This is a genomic window from Flavobacterium koreense (genome assembly GCF_054776075.1).
Map to the genome: position 1 here is coordinate 467,248 of NZ_BAAHCF010000029.1, position 20,443 is coordinate 487,690.

Sequence of the window (20,443 nt, forward strand, 5' to 3'; positions counted from 1 at the left end):
GAGTATTAAGATTAGAGTATTAAGTATTAAGACAATAGAAAATATTATGAAGAAAATAATAACTATCCTAACCCTTTCAACATTCTTATTCGTATCATGCGGAAAAGAAACGAAAGAAACTACCAATAACGAACCAGCCATTGCAGTTCAAGTAAGCGGAATTTCAGCAGATAATAACGGCGAATTTGTAACAGCAAGTGGTAAAATTGAAGCCGAAAATAGTGCCAATGTTTCTACCCGAATGATGGGTTATGTGACTAAAGTTCACGTAAAAGTAGGACAAAAAGTAGGAGCAGGACAACTTTTAGTTAGTGTAAACAACACTGACTTACAAGCCAAAAAAGCACAAGTTGATGCTTCAATTTTGCAAGCAACAGCAGGTTATAATAATGCTAAAAAAGATTATGAAAGATTTACAGCTTTATTCAATCAGCAAAGCGCTTCTCAAAAAGAATTAGACGATATGACTTCGCGTTACGAAATGGCAAAAGCTGGTTTAGAAGGAGCAAGGCAAATGCGAAACGAAGTAATGGCGCAGTTTTCTTATTCCAATATTACGGCTCCATTTTCTGGAGAAGTTACCAATACGTTTGTAAAAGAAGGTGATATGGCGAATCCAGGAATGCCTTTGGTAAGTGTTGAAGGAGTTTCTAGAATGCAAGTAACTGCAATGGTTTCTGAAAGTGATATTGCTCAAATTACTAACGGAATGGCAGTTAAAGTTTTAGTAAAATCAATCAACAAAGAAGTGGCAGGAAAAGTTTCTGAAGTGAGTGGTTCGGCTAAAAATACAGGTGGACAATATTTAGTAAAAGTAACCTTGAACGCAACTGACAAAGCCATTTTATCAGGAATGTTTGTGAATGTTCAATTCCCAATAGCTAACAAACCAAAAACGGAAACAACAGTAAAATCAGATAAAGTAATGGTGCCAGAAAGTGCTTTGGTAAAACAAGGACAACTAACAGGTATCTACACAGTAGCCAACGGAAAAACTGCCATTTTAAGATGGATAAGAACCGGAAAATCATTCGGCAATCAAGTAGAAGTTTTATCAGGATTATCGGCTAACGAACAATACATCGTTTCAGCAGAAGGAAAATTGTATAACGGAGCTTTGGTTAATGTTCAGTAATCAGTGTTCAGTGATCAGTGTTCAGTCGCAGTAATCAGTCGCAGTTTTCAGTGTCACACTGAGCGCAGTCGAAGTGATTTTTAAATATAAGTTTTCAGTTTTTCAGCATTGCCTTTTAAACTCTTAAACTTCTAAACTCATAAACTAAAAAAAAAATGCAAGAAGGTATATCAGGTAAAATAGCCCATTTTTTCATCAACTCTAAATTAACCATTTTGTTGATGGTTGGATTGATGATTATTGGTGTATACAGTTCGTTCTTAATTCCACGTGAAGAAGAACCGCAAATCAATGTTCCAATGGCCGATGTTATGATTGGTTATCCAGGAGCAAGTCCGGCTGAAGTGGAAAGCCGTGTTATAAAACCGCTAGAGAAAATTTTGTCCAACATCAAAGGCGTTGAGCATTTGCATAGTATGGCTATGAATGGTCAAGCGATGATTATTGTGCAATTTTATGTGGGTGAAGATTCAGAACGCTCGTATGTAAAATTATACGACGAGTTGATGAAAAACGAAAATATTTTTCCAAAAGGTGTTTACAAACCTATGGTAAAAACGCGTTCTATTGACGATGTTCCTATGTTGGGATTGACGCTTTGGAGTGAAACATTAAACGATTTCGAAATTCGTCAAATTGCGGAAGAAGTAACTTCTGAAATTGAAAAAGTAAAAGATGTTGCTATTACCAAAGAAATTGGTGGAAGAACGCGTGAGCTAAAAGTAGTTTTAGACAAAGATAAAATGGCCGAAAATGGCGTGGATGCATTGGGTGTTATGCAAATGATTCAAGCCAATAATGGTAGTTCGCAATCAGGAAGTTTTGTTTCAAATGATAAAGAATTTTTACTTACAACAGGACAATTTCTATCCACTTCAGAAGATGTTGAGAACTTGGTTGTAGGTGTAAATGCAAACATGCCAGTTTATTTAAAACAAGTAGCTTCTGTTCAAGATGGACCTTCAACACCAAGAAGTTATGTGTCTTTCGGTTACGGAAAAGCTAATGAAAAATATACTAAAAACAAATCAGAATATCCAGCCGTTACTATTTCTATCGGAAAAGTAAAAGGCGCTGATGCGATGAAAATTGCAGATAAAATACTTGAAAAAGTAGAAGGTTTGAAGAAAACATTAATTACCGACGACGTTCATGTGGAGGTTTCTCGTAATTATGGAGAAACTGCTTCTCACAAAGTAGGAGAATTGTTGATGCACTTAGGAATTGCGATTATTGCCGTAACACTTTTAGTTATGTTAGCTATGGGTTGGCGTGGTGGATTAGTGGTATTCTTTTCTGTGCCATTGACGTTTGCTTTGACTTTGTTTGCTTACTATATGTTGGGTTATACGCTTAACAGAATTACGCTTTTCGCCTTAGTTTTTGTGGTCGGAATTGTAGTTGATGATAGTATTATCATTGCCGAAAACATGCACCGCCATTTCAAAATGAAGCGATTACCATTCAAACAAGCCGCTATTTTTGCGATTAATGAAGTTGGAAATCCTACCATTTTAGCAACGTTTACCGTTATTGCAGCAATTCTTCCAATGGCGTTTGTGTCAGGAATGATGGGACCTTATATGAGTCCGATGCCTATTGGAGCTTCTATTGCGATGTTGCTTTCATTGTTTGTAGCTTTAACTGTTACTCCTTATTTAGGTTACCATTTATTACACGAAAAAGACGAACAAGAACACAAAGCTGAACAAGGATTAGAAACATCTTGGATTTATAGAGTGTACAATAAATTGGAACGTCCATTTTTAGAAAATTCTACCAAACGTAGAGTGATGTTGGGAATTACGGTTGTTTTGTTAGCAGGTTCAGTTTTGATGTTTTTCACCAAATCCGTTTTGGTAAAAATGCTGCCTTTTGATAACAAAAACGAATTCCAAGTAGTAGTAGATATGCCTGAAGGAACTACGTTGGAACGAACCGCGGCTGTGACACAAGAAATTGCTCAATATCTTACGACTATTCCAGAAGTGGTGGATTATCAAAATTACATCGGAACTTCTGCACCAATTACGTTTAACGGTTTGGTTCGTCATTACGATTTGCGTGGTGGTAGCAATATGGCTGATATTCAAGTAAATTTATTACACAAAGAAGATAGAGATTTACAAAGTCATGATATTGCCAAATTGGTTCGTCCAGAAGTGCAAAAGATTGCTAAAAAATATGGTGCGAATGTCAAAATTATCGAAGTTCCGCCCGGACCACCAGTTTTATCAACATTGGTTGCCGAGATTTATGGTCCAAATTATAAAGATCAAATTGCAGTTGCCAATCAAGTAAAAGGTATTTTAGAAAAAACATCTGATATTGTTGATGTCGATTGGATGACTGAAGATAACCAAACCGAATATCGATTGGAAGTTGACAAAGAAAAAGCAATGCTTAATGGTATCGCTCCACAACAAGTAGTTGGAAACTTGACTTATTTGTTGAAAGAATATCCAGTTTCAAATTTATATGATGAAAATTCTAATAACAGCGTTGGAATCGTATTGTCTCTTGATGATAAAGACAAAACATCGTTGCAAGATATTCAGAATTTAAAAATAAAAGGAAGTCAAGGTAATGTAGTTCCAGTTTCTGATTTGGTTAAAGTGGTTGCTGATACTTTGCAGAAAACGATTTACAGAAAAGACCAAAAACGTGTAGTGTATGTAACGGCAGATATGGCAGGAACACTAGAAAGTCCGGTATATGCTATTTTGGGAATGAACGAAGAATTGCAAAAAATGAAATTGCCAAAAGGCTACAAAGTCAACGAATTGTACATGGATCAACCATCAGATGAAAGTGATTTTACTGTAAAATGGGATGGCGAATGGCAAATTACATTAGAAGTTTTCCGTGATTTAGGAGTAGCATTTGCGGTTGTAATCGTGATTATTTATATGTTGATTGTAGGTTGGTTCCAAAATTTCAAAACACCAATGGTTATGATGATGGCGATTCCACTTTCGTTGGTCGGAATTGTATTTGGACACTGGTTATTGGGAGCTTTTTTCACAGCAACTTCTTTTATCGGAATGATTGCTTTGGCAGGAGTAATGGTCAGGAACTCGGTCTTGCTCATCGACTTTATCGAGATCCGACTGAATGATGGAATTCCATTAAAACAAGCCATTATCGAAGCAGGAGCAGTGCGAACCACACCAATCTTACTAACAACAGGAGCTGTTGTAATTGGAGCTGTAATCATTCTATTCGATCCAATTTTCCAAGGATTAGCGATTTCATTAGTTTTTGGAGCCATCGTTTCAACAATTCTAACTTTGATTGTAGTACCATTAATCTACTACATTACAGAAAGAAAAAAATGGGAGAATAATTAGTGGTCAGTGGTCAGTGTTCAGTATTCAGTCAATTGTCACACTGAGCTTGTCGAAATGCATTTTAAATATAAGTTTTAGTTTTTAAGCTATGCCTTTAAACTTTTAAACTTTTAAACTCTTAAACTTTTAAACATGAAACTATTATTAATAACAGCAGTAGCCGAATTTGAAAAAGAAGTCAAACAAATTCTAAAAAAAGCACAAGTCAAAACGTTCTCTTACCGAGAAGTTACAGGCTACAGAAATACGTCAGAAGACGCCATAGAAAGCAATTGGTTTGGCACAGAAATGAACGAAAATGAATCCATAATGTTTTACGCCTTTGTAGAAAAGGAAAATGTTGATATGGTTTGTAGCGCAATTACAGAATTCAATGCAAAACAAGAGACATTATCACATATCCATTCCGCAGTTATAAACATTGAAAAATCTAATTAATTTGATATCTAATATTTAATATCTAAAATCTAATATTAAAATGAAAACAAGAATTATTCACGCTGTTGCAGGAACTTTTATCCTTATAAGCATACTTTTATCTTTATATGTAAATCAAAATTGGTTGTGGTTTACTGCCTTTGTTGGTGCTAATCTTTTACAATCATCCATTACAAAATGGTGTTTGATGGCCGATATTTTGACTAAATTAGGAGTGAAAGATTAAATCAATTAATTGCTTTAAATAAAAAATGGTTCTCTTAGTGGGAACCATTTTTATTATTTATTCATTACTTCTTTTATTTGCTTCAAGTAGTATTTCTTTACCACAGCGGTATCACCACTTAAATCAGAAATACTTCTTTTTCTTTCGTTGAACATAAAGATGAAAAAACTTGTAAATAACAAAGCGTTGATGCAAATCATTTGGATATAAAACATACTGGAATTCATACTTTGCAAGTATTCCGATTGCTTCATCCAACTCAAATCATTGTATACTTTTGCATCGGCTTTGCTTACTGCAAATAGGGTATTAATTATCGCAATAATTCCAAGTAGTAAATTGGGTAAGTATCTTCTAAAGGCGTCACTATAGGTTATAGCATCACCATTCATTTTTAATATATGTAATCCTAATGCAAGTTTGCCTGGCGTAGCGCCAAATCGGGTAGGGAAGTAGATGTGGTAGAAAATAGTAATGACGTTACTAACCAAAATACCTGCATAGACATTATTTAGATCCATACTATTAAAAACAAAAAATCCGACAGATATTGGAGCAAGGATGATTCCATCAAGTAGTAAAGCCGCAAATCGATAGCCAAAGTTACCATAAATACTGTCGTAACTTCCTTCTAAATGAACAGGTAATTGCTTGTCTTCCATGAGATTGTTGGTGTAAATGAAATAGTTTTTTTAGTACTATTGTATACCTCAAACCTATTTATTTTTTTTGAATAATACAACATTTGTTTTTTGTATCTTTAGTTTTTAAAAATCAGCAAATGAGTAATTTTATTTCTATCATGAACTTAAGAGCCAATAGAGCCATGCCTTTGAAAAGCGTGCTCCATGATACGAAAAAATTCACGCTATTACATTTCGAAACTATGGAAGCCAAACCGCATCCAGAATGCATTAGAATTTGCATCACAGAAGAAGCGAATAGCGAAGAATTTACTATTGATCTCAATTACAATGCAACTTTAAAAGCTTATGATTTCCATCAAGTAAATAGAACATTTTATCCTAAATATCAATCAATAAAAGTAGAGGTTGTAGTTAATGAGGAGGATTTAGACAAAGACCTTAAATACAGTTTTACGCTAATTATAAAAGAAGATAGTGACGATGACGGTGATGGTTATTTTATCAAAAGACCAAAATCTTCACCAGAAAAAACAGTAAGTTCTAAACACCTTGAAAAAGTAGAATAAAAAAGCCCCAAACAATGCATTTGGGACTTTTCAACAAAAAACTAACCTGAAAATTTATTTAACAATTTCTACTTCACTCATTATTATTTGTGGTTTAATTTCAATAGGCTTGTCAGAGCTTGCCATTCTAGCATTGCTTGTTCCAACAGAAAAATAGGCTGTTTGTCTAATTAATTGACCACAACACTTTACATAATGGGTAATTTTGAAGCAACTATTATTTGGAAAACCACTATAAGTTATTCCATATCCATTAACAATTGTGATGCCTGAACCCATAAACGGACTAAGTGCACCAGAACTATTAACATATCCTCCAAAACAACCACTTGCATTCATAGAAGTAAAAGGAATTGGTGCTTGTGGATTACAATTTGGATAGGTGCCATTATATTGTATACCCCACCAATGTTCTTGTCCAGGTGTTTGCATTAATGGATTAGTTGCTATAGTTAACATGCCATTTGATAATTGTGTAACGGTTACTAAAAAGTCTGGTTTACAATTGGGTACACTTACAATTGTAAATTGCATTTGAGTACTAACAAATCGTTCACGATTACAAGCCACTTGATAACTTAGGGTATATGTTCCTGCAGGTGCATTAGAAGGAACAGTGAAACTGCTTGGAGTTTGTGTTGAACCTGCTATTGCTGGAGAAACAGACCATACACTTGTTGCTCCTTCACATGGTTTTGAGGTAAAAACAGCTTGAGTTCCACATGCAATTTCTTTTGGACCAGATATTACTGGTTTTGGTAAGCTATAAAATTCGCCACAACAAAAACAGGACTCTTTGGTAATATTAGTTTTTGTTTCTGATTTTAAATCTACATTAGCATCTATTTTGGTTGCCACTCTAGTTGCTCTTATTTGAGCGAATGATACATTTAATGTGAGCATTAAAATAATCATTGAAATTGAATTTTTCATAATAAATAGTTTTTGATTTTCCCTTACTCTATACAGTTTTCAGGATTCCTGTTTTTTTTAATGAAATGCTTTTTAATTTTTTGTTTTATCTTAATAATGTTACATGTCCAACATAATCATATGAAACACCAACGCTCAAACCATTACTTCCATAGCCAGCACTAATGCCTAAAGAGCTATTTTTTGTTAATTTAATAACATTAGCTTTCGCATTCACCTGCCACATTCCCACAACACTTTTATCTTTAGCTTCATATACTGTTTCTAGGAATAAATCTTGTTCATAAGCATCTACTCTGATGTAGTTGGGTGATGGGTTAATCCCTATACCTGCCATAGCATTGAATTCAAATTGATGTTTTTTTCCTAATCTTATGCTTGGTCCAGTCATTACTGAAATTTGTGACCATGATATAGAACCCGGTGGATCTGGAATAGGAATGTATCTTGGTGGTGTTTTTCGTTTTCTAGTAATACTTGCAACTCCATCGTCATCAAGAGAACCTGTAGAAAAGCCAATTCTTGAAGCAATTCCCCAGGTATCACCCCAACGATGTCCAATACCAAAATTTACTCCGTTGTCAGCAAATAAAGGTCTACTTGGATTTTGATTTTCTTTTAAGGAAGAAAAGGTGTAACCTGCATCCAAACTAAATTGATGGTAGGGTTCCCATTTTTTTTGAGCAAAGCTCATCGCTGTTACGAATAACATAACGATAATTGTGATTTTTGTTTTCATTATAAATAGTTTTTGTTTTCCCTACTCTAAATAGCTTTTCGGGTTCCGCTTTTATGCTTGTGAAAGCACATTACAAAACTGCAAACTATCTCAAAATCAATCGATGAGCATTTAACTAAAAAAGAGTAGGTTGTTTAGCGGAAAATAATACCGTCGTTTAACGGATACAGAAACCGTTAATCAACTAATGATAAAAAAGTAGGAAGTTGGTTACTTTGTATCGAAATAAAAACTATTTTTATAAAACTATAACCAATTTAAAAACTTTACATTATGAGAACAAGAACATTATTAGGCTATTTATTTGTTGCGGCTATTTCAGCTTTGATTACCTATTTTATTTTTGGAACAACATCCGATCCAGCTACAAATTCAAATGAGATTTGTACAGATTATTCTTCCAATGAAAAAAGTAAATTAACCAATGGATTAGTTCATGATATGGTGAATTTATACAGAAACAACCAATTAGAAAACATTCAAGGAGTGGCTTCTAAACCCATAAATCAAGACGCTTATTCGATTTGGTTTGATTTAGATACTATAAAAAAATTCATTTATCATTTTGAACACGATATGAAAAATGATGAAACCTATTCTAAAAATAAAAGAGGTTTACGAATTTATTATGCTGCTTATCCAGATAGTGTTTCATGGAATAAAACAGAATATAAAAATGCACTTACTGATATGTTAAAAGATCCTATAAAAAGAAATTATGAAAAAAGACATACTCTAGTAATGATTCCAACGCTTCAAACAAATGACGGTAAAATAATTGATGTTAATTTATTTGATAAAAGTACATTTGAAAATGGTATCCAAAAATATGAATACGTTCAAGGTAAAAGTAATATGCCAATGAATGTTAGAAAAAAAATCGGGTCTTATTTATTTCCTCAAAACAATTTAAGACTAGCTAAACCTAGCCCTGAAGATGAAATAGCTGCGAGAAATCATGGAGGATTATATCCACCAGATGCAATAACTGGTTTAGGATTTTAATTTAATACTATGAAAGAATTACAAACTATTTTGTACAATTTGTTTCCTTATGCAGAATTTATTTGTGCAATTGTAGGAATTGTTTATTACAATAAATTAAAGAATACTTATTGGAAATGGTTTGTAATTTATGTTGTTTTTATTGCATTAGTCGAATTAATTAATATATATCTATTTGCACATTTTCCAAAAAATAGAAAATATTATTATGGCTTTTTTGTAATTCCAATTGAATTCCTGTTTTTTTATTGGTTATATGCTAAAAAATCTTTACAGTTAACAAAACTATATTGGATAAGTACTATCGTTTATATTGCATTTTATATACTAAATTTATTTACTTTAAATCAAGTTAGATACATAAGTTCAATGACTTATACTGTTGGTGTATTTTTATTATCCATTATGATATATTTAGAATTTATGAAGCAAATAAAGTCTGATGAAATTTTAAATTTTAAAACTAATAAAATGTTTTATATCAACATAGCAGTAATGTTATTTTATATTGGGACTTTGCCATTTTTTGCTTACGACAAATATCTATATGAAAACATGAATGAATTATGGCAAAATTATAAAACTTTTTTTCTGTTTTCAGTCAATATTATGTATATACTTTTTACAATGTCATTTATATGGGGAAAGCCGAGAGTTTAATTCCAATATTTTTATTTAACTTATTTTTTATTCTATTTATAATAGGTATTGTACTATTCATCATACAATATAAACAAAAAAAGAAAGAACATCTTGCTATGCTTACATATCAAAAAGAAGAACATCAAAGAGCACTTTTAGAAAATCAAATTGAAATTCAAAACCAAACCATGCAACATATTGGTCGTGAAATTCATGATAATATCGGGCAGAAGTTAACTTTGGCTAGCTTGTATACGCAACAATTGGCTTACGAAAATAAAGCACCTCACATTAACGAGAATATCGAAAATATTAGTGCTATTATCAATCAGTCGCTTTCTGAGTTGCGTGCTCTTTCTAAAAACCTTACCGATAATACTATCGACAGTAATTCGATTACGGTTTTGTTAGAAGAAGAGTTTCAAAAGATTGCCGATTTGAAAGTATGTAAAGTTAATTTTAGTTCGGATGCTGCTCATTTGGTTTTACCTTATCAAACGAAAAGTGTCTTGCTTCGTATTGTTCAAGAGTTTCTTCAGAACAGTATCAAGTATGCCAAATGCAAGAACATTGTTGGACTTCTATCTCAAAACGAGCAAACGATTACACTTTCTATTGCTGATGACGGAATAGGTTTTGATGTTACCAAAAAATCGGATGGAATAGGGTTGAGTAATATTAAAAAACGTACCGAAATCATTGGAGGAACTTCAAGTCTTAAAAGTAATTCGCAAGGAACTCATTTACTAATTTCAATACCTATTGTATAATGAATAATTCTATTGTAATCGTTGACGATCACGTGCTAATTGCAAAAGCTTTGCGAGGCATCATGGCTAATTTTGTAGATTTTGAAGTCTTGTACGAATGTGAAAACGGAAAAGAACTTCAAGACAAGTTTGCTTCTCCAAACAATATTCCAAGCATTGTTTTGCTTGATATTAGTATGCCCATCATGAATGGCTTTGAAACTGCTTTGTGGCTGAAAGATAACCATCCCAATGTTTTGGTAATGGCTTTGAGTATGCAAGACGATGATGATAGTGTGATTAAGATGATAAAAAATGGTGCTAAAGGTTATTTGCTAAAAAATACGCATCCAGCAGATTTAGAAAAAGCTTTAAAATCATTAGTCAATAATGGCTATTTTTATCCAGAATGGGCGGCAAGTAAGGTTTTTGCGAGTATTGGAACACCATTAAAAGTAGAAGATACCGTAATTGCATTAACCGATAGAGAAAAGGAATTTCTAAAGTATTCGGTAACCGAAATGAGTTACAAAGAAATTGCTGAGAAAATGTTTTGTAGTCCAAGAACTGTGGAGAGTTATCGTGATAATCTTTTTGAAAAATTAGAACTTAAGAGTAGAGTAGGACTAGCCGTTTATGCTATCAAAAATGGTTTTGATACTTTGTAAATCATTTTTTACTTCATAAAAAAAAGGATAACACTTTAGAGTTATCCTTTTTTAATTTATTTAAACTTATTATTTACATTCGTCAAGCGCTTGTGCAAACGATAAGATACTTTCTAAGTTATTTTTAAACTCTTTTTTGTCGACTCTAGCTAATAGTTCCGGACAACCTGCAGCTAATTCTTCAAAACGCTTTTTCGGACCTAACATCCAAGAGGCTGAGGCATTCGATTTTCCTTCCGATTCGTTGGCAGCTTTTACTATAATTTCTCCATTAAAATATTGGTAAACCGACATCTTTTTACCAGCATACATTTCTTTAACGAATTTTTTGCTAGCTCCAGAAAGCGTTACACCACCATTATCAGTAGAAACTTTGAAGGTAACAGTTGCAAATTCTTCACCATTACTTAGGATTAGTTTATTAACTTCATTTGCTTTAAAACTTCTTTCAGAGAATTTTCCTTGGAAATCTTTTACAGTTACCATCACGGCATCACTTAAGTTTAATCCTCTGCTTTTTGGCATATAACCAGTAATGGTATCTTTTTTAATTGTCAAGATATACGCAAGAGTATAGTTTGGATCAGTTTCAATACTGTAAGGTGCTGATTGCGAATAAGAAGGATTTGAATTGTACGTTTGTTGAGGTACATTTTCTTCAAATATAAAATTCTTTGTATCAACAGGGAAGTGTCTTGTTTTTAATTGATTAACATTAAATAACGCAAGGTTGTTGTCATTTTCTTTAATCATTGTTTTTCCATCACCAGGATCGTAATCGTTGGTAACTAAAATATTAGCCCATTCGTTAGACTTAGCTGGTTGGTCTAAATAGTTGTAGATTTTAGCTAAATTGTAGTAAGCACTGTAACGTATTTTTCTATCAGCTTTAGAATCAGTTGTATATTTGTTAGATAATGATTTGAAATAGTTGATTGGTTCTTCCAATTCTTTTTCAAAACCATCTATTGGTTCAGCAAAGTTCATTTTGTCAAAAACTGCTTTGGCTTGTAAGTAAGCATTGTATTCAGCCGCTTGCTCTGGGTGTTTTTTATTTGCTAAAACCCAAAATTGGTCTTTACCTTCTTTTACTGGGTAACCAAATTCGTTATTTAGTTCGTTATTCAAACGATTCACCACTTCATTCAAATAGTTGTTTATTATAGTACTTTGTAGTGAATACTGACCATTTTGTGCTTGGTTGTAATTCTCAGTTTCAGTTCCTTTTATGGTATTAGAACCATTGAAACTGATGATTTTGTTGATTTTACCATCACCACTTACCACTTTTGCATTTCCTTGTTGGCTATAAGAAACCACAGGAGTGTAATAGTATCTAGTAGATTGAACTCCGTTTCTATCTTTGTTAGTAACTGTTCTAGTAGTTACTTCTTTTTTGGTAACCACTGGGTTCTGAAGCATTACTTCAACACTCATGTAACCATTTTTTTCTCTTTTTTCTAAACCAGAGATGGTTACTTGATTTTCAATAAAGTACTTCGATTTGTTATACAACAAAGAGCGGTCAAAAGAAATTAAAAACGAATAGTTTCTATTCTTCTTATCCAAGATAGGTTTCGTAGGAAGTTGTACATACGAGTAGTTGATTTCAAACGGATCTAAATCGGTAGATTGCGCAAAAAAACTACAAGACGCAAGCAGGAACAATGCTAAAAAAACTTTTTTCATAAGTAAGGTTTAATTTTTACAAATATATAAAAAGTTCGTTAGTTACAACCCACCAATGTTTTTATTAAAAAACTAATTTTTAGAGGGTTTATGTACTAATTTTGCAACGCGTTACCTAACTTATTTACCTACATGAACCCTACATTTTCTAACAGCAAACAAATTGGAATCGTTACCTCTTTTTCGGAACTGATACAAACCGATTTTGAAGGAACACGCAATGCGCTGTGCTGGTACCGAAATTTGGAAGGCGATTTTAAAGAGCTAGTAAGTAAACTCCAATTGAGAGAGAACATCACCGAAGTAACTCCCAAAGACCTGTTGGCACTACAACTTTCGCCACAAGGAAATTGCGCTAGGGAAATTATCTTAAAGGATTTGCAAGAACTAAACGACTTCGGAGCTGCTCCAGTGCTCAACTTACTCCAATGCTACGAACGTGATACCGACTTTGATTTCATTGCTACGGATGTATATTCCTTTCATGTAGACCGTTCGCCTATTGCCAGCGATACTTTTTTGTGTACCTATCACGGAGCAGCAAGCGACCTCATTGCCAACGATGAAGCCCAACAAAAAATACTCGTTCCCGAAATTAGAGCCCAATTAAAAGACCTCCACGATGGACCAGAAGCTGAATTTGAAGACTTTTTAAAAGAAAATTATTTCGACTTACATTACCAAGCTCAACCCAACACCACCCCAATTAACTTAGGCGTAGGTCATCTGTGGCGACTGGCAGTAGACCATCCAACACAAAAAGTACCACCATGCATTCACAGAGCACCAATTGAAAAGGATGGAGAACATCGATTGTTGTTGATTTGTTAGGGAAAAGCTTCCTTAGCACCAAGAGCTTTCTGAACTATCAAATATTCCGTAATTTATTGTATTTTGGGAAATATTAGTCACCTTTTTTTGTCATTACTTTTAGATAAATGGCTCGTTTGTGAAATTATCTATTTTTGACTATACCTCATTATAAGTTTTCATACACTATCCATGCTTTATCTATGCTTTATCCGTACACTATCTTTGGTGCTTCTTTATAGGATAAAAAGAGATAAAATAAGCTGTTTTGGTTTTTTGTATCACTAATTAATTTGTTTGCTTTTTTATCCTTTAACATCCGAGTTATTGGTTTATTAAAAATAAAAATCCCAAATTTCATTGTTTTGAAATTTGGGATTTATTAAATATTAATAACTATTTAAATTTTGACTATTTTCAATGTTTTAGTTTCATTATCCGAAGTAATTTTAACTAAATAAGTTCCAGAGGCCAAATGAGCTACATTAACAGAAACTTCATTAGTGTTAACAGATTTCGAAATTATTTCTTGTCCTAAAAGATTGTAAACAGCAACTGTATCAATATTTCTGTCCAATGAAATAGTAAAAACAGATTTCACTGGGTTTGGATATAGTTTTATTTTATCCATTGAAAAGGTATCAATTCCAAGAGTAAAGAGGCTCCGACACCCTTATATTTTTGTCAGTGTTTTCAATACTTCCCGAAAGTGAACTTTGATAGGTGCACCTATAGGGTAACTAGTTTTTCAAAAGTATAAATGAACATAGTAAAATTACAAAAAAAAATTGACATACTAAAGAAAAAAGTTGCTTTTTTTTAATTTATGGTTGTTTTTAAAAATAATTATTATTGATGTAAATAGGTTTGTTTTAAAAAATAATCATATTCACTTTTATTAAATTTCAAAACTATGAATTCTAATAAAATTACTATCCGTTTTGTTACTTTTCAAAATTTTACCATTGTATTTAAATCTATTTTCAAGTAGAAGTACTTCCTTGTGTTTTATAAAATTAAATTCTAAACGCTCTTTGCTAAAATCATCCAACATTACTTCGCAAGAAGCAATCTTTCCAAATTCTAAAGTTTCGATATAAATTCTACTTGAAAGTTCACTCAAATGTTCTGAAAAGGTAATGTTGTAGATAGGGAAGAGGGTACCATTCTTTAAATTAGCAACCCATATTTTCTCTTTTTTTCCATCAAACCAAAGATCAATTTGATTGGATGAATTTTCGGTAACACCTGAGATTACATTTCCTTTTAAATCAAGAAATGAAGTAGTGCTTTCCAATCGTAATTTTGGATAAAAGAATGGGTCTAATAACGCTTTATGCAGCGGTTGATTCATTCCAGAAGCAATGCTACTATAATACTCCATTTCGATGGGTGTTAAAAGTACTTTCTTTAAAGTCCATAACTCTCCAAAAATATTGATTTTGAGTTTCTTGTTGGTTATGGACATTTGGGGTAATTTATAATTTATTCAAAAATATAAAAATTAGAACAAGGTATCGGTATTAGAGAGTATATGTTTTTAAAAACAATGCCTGTACTTTTTTGATAGCTTAGGCATAGTGGTGGTAAATTAAAAATCATTAAAATTTATTTGAATTAAATTTTGTGTATAGAATATCCGTTTTCATCAATAATTAACTTTTGATTATCATGAGTAGTCACTAAAGCAAATCCATTGTAAAAAGGTTCTACTATTAAATAGCGATTGTTGTATAGTTCCTCACCGTTTAAATCAATGTGAAACCAACCTTTTTCATCTTTTGCTGTTGCAAAACCTTTGTGAAAAATACCTAAATCGTGATATTCATTGTCATTGATACATTCACCATGATTGTTTATGTGTTTAAAAAAACCGTTTTTAGTTTTTACACAAGCTATACCGTCTTTGAAGTCACCACAATAAAGATAGTTTTCATGATTTAATCTTTCACCATTAAGATTTATATAAAAGTAATTGTTCCCTTTATCTCTGACGGTGCAAAGGTTTTCCTGAAAATTACCAGTCCATTCGTATGAATCGGAATAGCTTCTTTTACCAAATTCATCAATATGAAACCAGCAATTATTATCAATCACCGCAGCTCTATTGCAATAAAAACCAAAAGTTCTACTATATCTTTCCTTGTACAACTCATTGCCTAAAATGTCAATATGGTAACTTCCTGTTTCGTCTTTTACAGGTGCTAATCCTGGTTCGTGAAATTTTAATACTTCTGTAAAATGCTTATCAAAGATTGGTTTACCATTTACCAAGAAATGCTTGTTGTCGGTTGATGTTTTTATATCTTTCCAATTCATTTTTTAAATTTTAAGATGGTTTGTAATTCATTTAATTTTACATCAGATTCAAAAGTAAAACCAGCTGAGGTAACCATTTGAATATATTCAACAGATGTTCTTTCATAACTTTCGCATAGGGCCATCATGTTTAGCGATAGCATAGATAAATCTATTGTTATTTTGTCTGAACAATTTTCAATGATGTAGATTGTTCCGTTTTTTGGCAAAGCATCAAAACAATTTTTCAAAATTATTGCTGCCTTTTCATCGTCCCAATCGTGTAAAATTCTGGATAAAATTAAAACCTCTGCAACCTTTGGAATCTCTTCAAAAAAGTTGCCTTTTATTGTTGTAATATCTTTTAAATTACAATTATCGATTACTTTTTCTAGATCAAATAGATAACAGGTTAAATTAGGATAAACTATTTTAATTGAGCTTATTGCCGCACCATATCCACCGCCAATATCTATAATATTAGTAACACTATTTAAGTCAATTTTATTAGGTAGTTCTTTGTAATCGTCTCTTGCATATTCATACATTGCTTTGTGATACTGATGTAATTTATCGGGATGATTGTTTAAATAATCGAAATAATTCTCACCATACAATTTAGTAAAGGAACTAGCTCCAGTTTGGATAGAATACTCTAAATTTTGCCAAGCATTCAAATGTTCTCCAGACCAATTTAAGCAAGCATATTTTAAGGAATTCGGATGGTTTTCTGTTAGCAATATGGATGTTTCATTTAGCGAATACGTATCATTTTCTTCATTTAAAAAGCCAGTATTATTCAAAGCTTTTAAAAGTATGCTTAATTGTTTTTCTTTTAAATTTAGATTTTTGGCAAGTTCTTTTGCTCCCAAATTTTGTTTTTCAAGAGCATCAAATAGTTCTAATTTACAAGCTGTACTAACCACCATGTAATTCCAATGTTCGGTAAAAAACGATTTCAGATTATCTTTCATTTTCTCCGTAATTAAAAGTGATACCCGATAAATAATTTACCCAATTCTCTTTTGTGTAAACGGTTTTATCAATACTAAAATGATAAAAAGCAATCAACATATCATGTGTTATGAAAATGGTAGTTTCATTCTCTACAGAATTTTTATTAATAAAATCTGTCATGTTTTGATTCAAACTCTCAGGAGTTGCCATTCCTGGAATAGTAATTCCATTTTTAAAGCTTTCATACATTGCATCAAAGCCATGTTCTAAATAATACGCACCTGCAATTTTCTCATCAATAATATGTAATCCTGGAGCTCCTAATGCCACAGTTTCAATTATTTCTAATGATTTACAATAACCTTTTTGAATAAACGCCGCAGTTTCCATGCATCTTGGTACTGGGCTGGAATAAATTTTGGTAATACTAGTATTTTTTAACTTTTCACCATAGTTAAAAGCATTTTTTTGCCCTAGTAGATTTAGTAAAACTTCATTTCCAAATGAACCTTCAGGAATAGCATCTCTATCCGCATGTCTAATTAAAAGTGCTTTTTTATTTTTTGTGTTCATGTTTTTAGGTTAAAGGTTTACGCATTGTACAGGACTTGCATAGTGAAATGGACTTGTAATTTGCAACTAAATTTTTATAATTCTTACTTTCTAAAACTTCTTCAATGGAAGTAGTGTTGATGTTCCCAAAATCGCCTAATGATTTTCTTAAATTATCTGGAGCGCAGCATGGCGAAATGGTTCCGGTAGCTGAAACCCACAATTCCTTATTAAGAAATGGACAAACATATTCTTCAGGAACATCATTTTGTTCGTTTTCTTGCAACGGAATAATATTTTCTAAAATCACTTTTTCACCATTGGGTTTTCTGTAATTTTCTTGTGTCTCTATGGCTTGTTCAACATATTGATTCCATTGAGTCATAGTCTCTTTGGATGAGCGCATGGATAGGTTTTTAATTTCGTCAAAATGCGCCCATAATTGATGTCCTTTTACTCTATCAACGCCTAGTTTTGCTGCCAGTTTTATAATGTCTGACAATTCATGCATGTTGTTTTCCAAGAAAGTCAATTGAAAGGTCACTCTACAAAAATAACCGGTTGATTGAAAGTAGTCGTCTCGGTATTTTATAAATTCAACAACATTAGAAACCGCTTTGTCATAATCAATGCCCAACATAACTTTTTCTGAAGTTTCTTTGGTGGCACCATTCCAACTTATTTTAATATCAGTGGTGTTCGGAACAATTAATTTTGCCCATTCTAAAACCGATTTCTTTGGAAATGTTCCATTAGTAGTCAGGTTTATTTTGATATCATGTTTTTGAGATAATTCAAATATTTTGTCAAATTCCTTGTAAAGCAAAGGTTCTCCCATTGTAGAAGGAATGATTTCTTTTATGCCTAATTTTTCGGATTGACTAAAAATATCTTTTACTGTTTCAAAATCCATTCTTCTTCGTTTTACTCCAGTTTCTTTGAACAGCGTAGGGATGAAGTCGCTATAAGGACTGTGTTCTTCGCACATGATGCATTTTAAATTGCAATCTTCAGGATTGGTGTCAATCGTAATTCTCCAAAGTGAGCTCGGTTTTATAACACTTTTATATATCGAAACCAAATTATCACAATGTTCTTGAATAGTTGGTACACTGCCATTTTCTGTAAACAGATACCCTTTTTCGCCTAAATGTTTCATTTCATTTGGATTGTTTATAGCGAATTCTAATTGTTCGCTAAGCGAATTAGTATTTCTATGTTCAAATAATAATCCGTTTACTTTATGTTGAACGTATTCTTTCATTCCGCCAAAATCAGCAGTAATTACTGGAATTTTACATGATTGCGCTTCGTGAATAACCAATGGTGAGTTTTCTCCCCAAATAGAAGGAACCACGATACAATCCACTTTTGCAAAAACATCATCCGCTAAGTTGTGATTGATGTACTCACCATTAAATTCAATTTTGTTTTTCGATTTTGAGGCAAGTAATTTTAAAGATTGTGTACTTTGTCCATTTTCTCTTCCGAATATTTTTAATGCTGCTGGTTGCTCAATTTTTGCAAAAGCTTCAATTAATAGATTAATTCCTTTTGATGGAATATGAGTTCCTATATACCCAAATGTATAAGGTTGTAATACATCTGATTTACTTGTTGGCGTTAAGTATTCTGTTGGAAAGCCATAATCAAGATAAATGATTTTGCTTGCCTCCACATTAAAGTCCTTGATAAATCTATCTCTTAAATAATTGGATGGAGCAATAAACAAATCAACTTTATCAATAATACTCTTAGTTTCGTTCATCCTGTTATCAATCCAGTTGGTCCAATTAGAAACATCTTGTGGTCTCTCACTTTCTTTTCCACTAAAATATACTTCATAACAATGGGTTGCACACTTTTGGTTTTCTTGACCAGAACACAATTGGAAGTTATTTTCTTTACCAATACTTCTGGTTAAGAACTGACCTCTTGGACACATCAACCAAAAATCATGTAAAGTAAAAACTATCGGAATATTCAATTTGTTTAGTACATCAACAATACCTGTAGACAAATGATTGAGATGCCCAATATGAGCTACATCTGGCTTTATTTTATTAACTAAATCTTCAAAAGCATTATCTATTTCTTTATGTAAATAGCCATCTTTTCCTTGCGGATTGTTTACAAAGTAAAAGTTTAAATTATCACTTGCTTTCTGATGTCTTATTTCAAAATCTGGTGAATAAGGGTTTTCTTCACGAGTGAAAACAGAAACTTTGTGCTCTTTTGATAATTCATTACAGATAGATTGGCTGTAAACTTCTGAACCTGCATTATAGTTGGGCGGATAACCGTGTATTATTTTAAGAATGTGCATTTATATTTTTATTAGTCGAAGTTATCAAATTCAAAACCATCATAATTATCCTCCATATCATCTAGATCTTGATGGTAATAGAAATTATCTTGTTCGTCATCCAACAAATCATTATCGTTTTCAATTGAGCTAAAATAGGGTTCTTTTTTAAAATTCAATTGTAATTCTTCTAAAGAATTATTGTTTTCTGGTCTAAAGCTTTTGTTTTTCATACTTCTAGTTTATTATTTTTATTTCTTGTTGTTTGATTTTTGTTGGTTTGGATTTAATTGTTTTCCTCTATTGCCTTGATTCTTATCATAGGTTGTATTCGTGCCTTTAGTTCCTGTATTAGGATTTTTAATGTCCGCATTGTGGTCTGTTTTCTTTGTCATTTTTTTAATTAGTATAAAATTTGATAATGTGCATTCTCTTTATTATTGAATAGATAATTGGGATGGTCACACCAATAAGCAGTGACTAATAATTTTTGTTTTATAATTATAATTAAACACAGCTTGTCACTTTTAACTACTTTATTCTTTTTAAGAAAAGATGGCATAACAAACACAACGTCTTTTTCGCAAAAAGTACACTCTACAAAAGGAAGTATTTTATGAAGGAGCTTATCATCTATAGTTCTATCCCATTGACTGTGTAAGAAGTGATCTGATTTTTTGTAGTCTAAAATTTTAGTTGTCATGATTAAATTAATTTGTTTAGTAGTAGTATTT

The 20,443-nt window shown here is 32.2% G+C and carries 23 protein-coding genes; 10 read left to right on the forward strand and 13 right to left on the reverse strand.

Annotated features, from left to right (window positions below; genetic code table 11):
• The first annotated feature begins 46 nt into the window (after positions 1–46).
• From ACYU7A_RS10420 to ACYU7A_RS10435, 4 genes are all read left to right on the forward strand, one after another.
• Positions 47–1,135 carry an efflux RND transporter periplasmic adaptor subunit gene (locus ACYU7A_RS10420; RefSeq protein ID WP_460576348.1) on the forward strand — a complete coding sequence of 363 codons (1,089 nt, stop codon included), beginning with the start codon at positions 47–49 and terminating at the stop codon, positions 1,133–1,135.
• A 155-nt stretch (positions 1,136–1,290) separates the two neighbouring features.
• The gene (locus tag ACYU7A_RS10425) at positions 1,291–4,485 is read left to right on the forward strand and encodes an efflux RND transporter permease subunit (RefSeq protein ID WP_460576350.1); all 3,195 of its coding nucleotides are present in this window, start codon (positions 1,291–1,293) and stop codon (positions 4,483–4,485) included.
• A 132-nt stretch (positions 4,486–4,617) separates the two neighbouring features.
• Positions 4,618–4,923 (forward strand): hypothetical protein, encoded by a 306-nt coding sequence (locus ACYU7A_RS10430; RefSeq protein WP_460576352.1) that lies wholly within the window; start codon positions 4,618–4,620, stop codon positions 4,921–4,923.
• A 34-nt stretch (positions 4,924–4,957) separates the two neighbouring features.
• Entirely contained in the window at positions 4,958–5,149 is a 192-nt protein-coding gene (locus tag ACYU7A_RS10435) for a YgaP family membrane protein (RefSeq protein WP_344816746.1), read from the forward strand.
• Positions 5,150–5,202: 53 nt separating this feature from the next.
• Here ACYU7A_RS10435 and ACYU7A_RS10440 read toward each other — a convergent pair whose 3' ends face one another.
• Complete coding sequence (locus tag ACYU7A_RS10440) at positions 5,203–5,811, reverse strand: RDD family protein (RefSeq protein WP_460576354.1); 609 nt, start codon at positions 5,809–5,811, stop codon at positions 5,203–5,205.
• Positions 5,812–5,930: 119 nt separating this feature from the next.
• Here ACYU7A_RS10440 and ACYU7A_RS10445 point away from each other — a divergent pair, with 119 nt between their 5' ends.
• The gene (locus ACYU7A_RS10445) at positions 5,931–6,362 is read left to right on the forward strand and encodes a hypothetical protein (protein ID WP_460576356.1); all 432 of its coding nucleotides are present in this window, start codon (positions 5,931–5,933) and stop codon (positions 6,360–6,362) included.
• Between the two features lie 54 nt (positions 6,363–6,416).
• Here ACYU7A_RS10445 and ACYU7A_RS10450 read toward each other — a convergent pair whose 3' ends face one another.
• Positions 6,417–7,295: a hypothetical protein gene (locus ACYU7A_RS10450; protein ID WP_460576358.1), complete on the reverse strand. Its 879-nt coding sequence runs from the start codon at positions 7,293–7,295 to the stop codon at positions 6,417–6,419.
• Positions 7,296–7,380: 85 nt separating this feature from the next.
• Positions 7,381–8,034 carry a porin family protein gene (locus tag ACYU7A_RS10455; RefSeq protein WP_460576360.1) on the reverse strand — a complete coding sequence of 218 codons (654 nt, stop codon included), beginning with the start codon at positions 8,032–8,034 and terminating at the stop codon, positions 7,381–7,383.
• A gap of 273 nt (positions 8,035–8,307) precedes the next feature.
• Here ACYU7A_RS10455 and ACYU7A_RS10460 point away from each other — a divergent pair, with 273 nt between their 5' ends.
• From ACYU7A_RS10460 to ACYU7A_RS10475, 4 genes are all read left to right on the forward strand, one after another.
• Positions 8,308–9,039, forward strand: coding sequence for a hypothetical protein (locus ACYU7A_RS10460; RefSeq protein ID WP_460576362.1), 732 nt, complete (start codon positions 8,308–8,310; stop codon positions 9,037–9,039).
• Positions 9,040–9,048: 9 nt separating this feature from the next.
• Positions 9,049–9,699 (forward strand): hypothetical protein, encoded by a 651-nt coding sequence (locus ACYU7A_RS10465; RefSeq protein ID WP_460576364.1) that lies wholly within the window; start codon positions 9,049–9,051, stop codon positions 9,697–9,699.
• Positions 9,700–9,797: 98 nt separating this feature from the next.
• Complete coding sequence (locus ACYU7A_RS10470) at positions 9,798–10,451, forward strand: sensor histidine kinase (protein ID WP_460576366.1); 654 nt, start codon at positions 9,798–9,800, stop codon at positions 10,449–10,451.
• The gene (locus tag ACYU7A_RS10475) at positions 10,451–11,098 is read left to right on the forward strand and encodes a response regulator transcription factor (protein ID WP_460576368.1); all 648 of its coding nucleotides are present in this window, start codon (positions 10,451–10,453) and stop codon (positions 11,096–11,098) included. Before ACYU7A_RS10470 ends, ACYU7A_RS10475 begins: the two co-directional genes overlap by 1 nt.
• 69 nt (positions 11,099–11,167) lie before the next feature.
• On the opposite strand, the gene ACYU7A_RS10480 is transcribed toward ACYU7A_RS10475, so the two are convergent.
• On the reverse strand, positions 11,168–12,787 hold the full coding sequence (locus ACYU7A_RS10480) for a hypothetical protein (protein ID WP_460576370.1): 1,620 nt from the start codon (positions 12,785–12,787) through the stop codon (positions 11,168–11,170).
• A gap of 132 nt (positions 12,788–12,919) precedes the next feature.
• Between ACYU7A_RS10480 and ACYU7A_RS10485 the strand changes: the two genes are divergently transcribed.
• Positions 12,920–13,618, forward strand: coding sequence for a DUF1826 domain-containing protein (locus ACYU7A_RS10485; RefSeq protein WP_460576372.1), 699 nt, complete (start codon positions 12,920–12,922; stop codon positions 13,616–13,618).
• Positions 13,619–13,997: 379 nt separating this feature from the next.
• Here ACYU7A_RS10485 and ACYU7A_RS10490 read toward each other — a convergent pair whose 3' ends face one another.
• From ACYU7A_RS10490 to ACYU7A_RS10530, 9 genes are all read right to left on the reverse strand, one after another.
• The gene (locus tag ACYU7A_RS10490; protein WP_460576374.1) at positions 13,998–14,228 is read right to left on the reverse strand and encodes a T9SS type A sorting domain-containing protein; all 231 of its coding nucleotides are present in this window, start codon (positions 14,226–14,228) and stop codon (positions 13,998–14,000) included.
• 267 nt (positions 14,229–14,495) lie between these two features.
• Positions 14,496–15,065 (reverse strand): hypothetical protein, encoded by a 570-nt coding sequence (locus ACYU7A_RS10495; protein WP_460576376.1) that lies wholly within the window; start codon positions 15,063–15,065, stop codon positions 14,496–14,498.
• A 149-nt stretch (positions 15,066–15,214) separates the two neighbouring features.
• Positions 15,215–15,916: a WG repeat-containing protein gene (locus ACYU7A_RS10500; RefSeq protein WP_460576378.1), complete on the reverse strand. Its 702-nt coding sequence runs from the start codon at positions 15,914–15,916 to the stop codon at positions 15,215–15,217.
• Positions 15,913–16,869, reverse strand: coding sequence for a methyltransferase (locus tag ACYU7A_RS10505; protein WP_460576380.1), 957 nt, complete (start codon positions 16,867–16,869; stop codon positions 15,913–15,915). The genes ACYU7A_RS10500 and ACYU7A_RS10505 overlap by 4 nt, the downstream gene beginning before the upstream one ends.
• Positions 16,859–17,425 carry a histidine phosphatase family protein gene (locus ACYU7A_RS10510; RefSeq protein ID WP_460576382.1) on the reverse strand — a complete coding sequence of 189 codons (567 nt, stop codon included), beginning with the start codon at positions 17,423–17,425 and terminating at the stop codon, positions 16,859–16,861. Before ACYU7A_RS10510 ends, ACYU7A_RS10505 begins: the two co-directional genes overlap by 11 nt.
• Before the next feature lie 4 nt (positions 17,426–17,429).
• Positions 17,430–19,730, reverse strand: a complete 2,301-nt coding sequence (locus tag ACYU7A_RS10515) for a glycosyltransferase (protein WP_460576384.1) — start codon at positions 19,728–19,730, stop codon at positions 17,430–17,432.
• Positions 19,731–19,741: 11 nt separating this feature from the next.
• Positions 19,742–19,942 carry a hypothetical protein gene (locus tag ACYU7A_RS10520; protein ID WP_460576386.1) on the reverse strand — a complete coding sequence of 67 codons (201 nt, stop codon included), beginning with the start codon at positions 19,940–19,942 and terminating at the stop codon, positions 19,742–19,744.
• Between the two features lie 18 nt (positions 19,943–19,960).
• Complete coding sequence (locus ACYU7A_RS10525; protein WP_460576388.1) at positions 19,961–20,104, reverse strand: hypothetical protein; 144 nt, start codon at positions 20,102–20,104, stop codon at positions 19,961–19,963.
• A gap of 8 nt (positions 20,105–20,112) precedes the next feature.
• The gene (locus ACYU7A_RS10530; protein ID WP_460576390.1) at positions 20,113–20,412 is read right to left on the reverse strand and encodes a hypothetical protein; all 300 of its coding nucleotides are present in this window, start codon (positions 20,410–20,412) and stop codon (positions 20,113–20,115) included.
• Between the last annotated feature and the right edge of the window lie 31 nt (positions 20,413–20,443).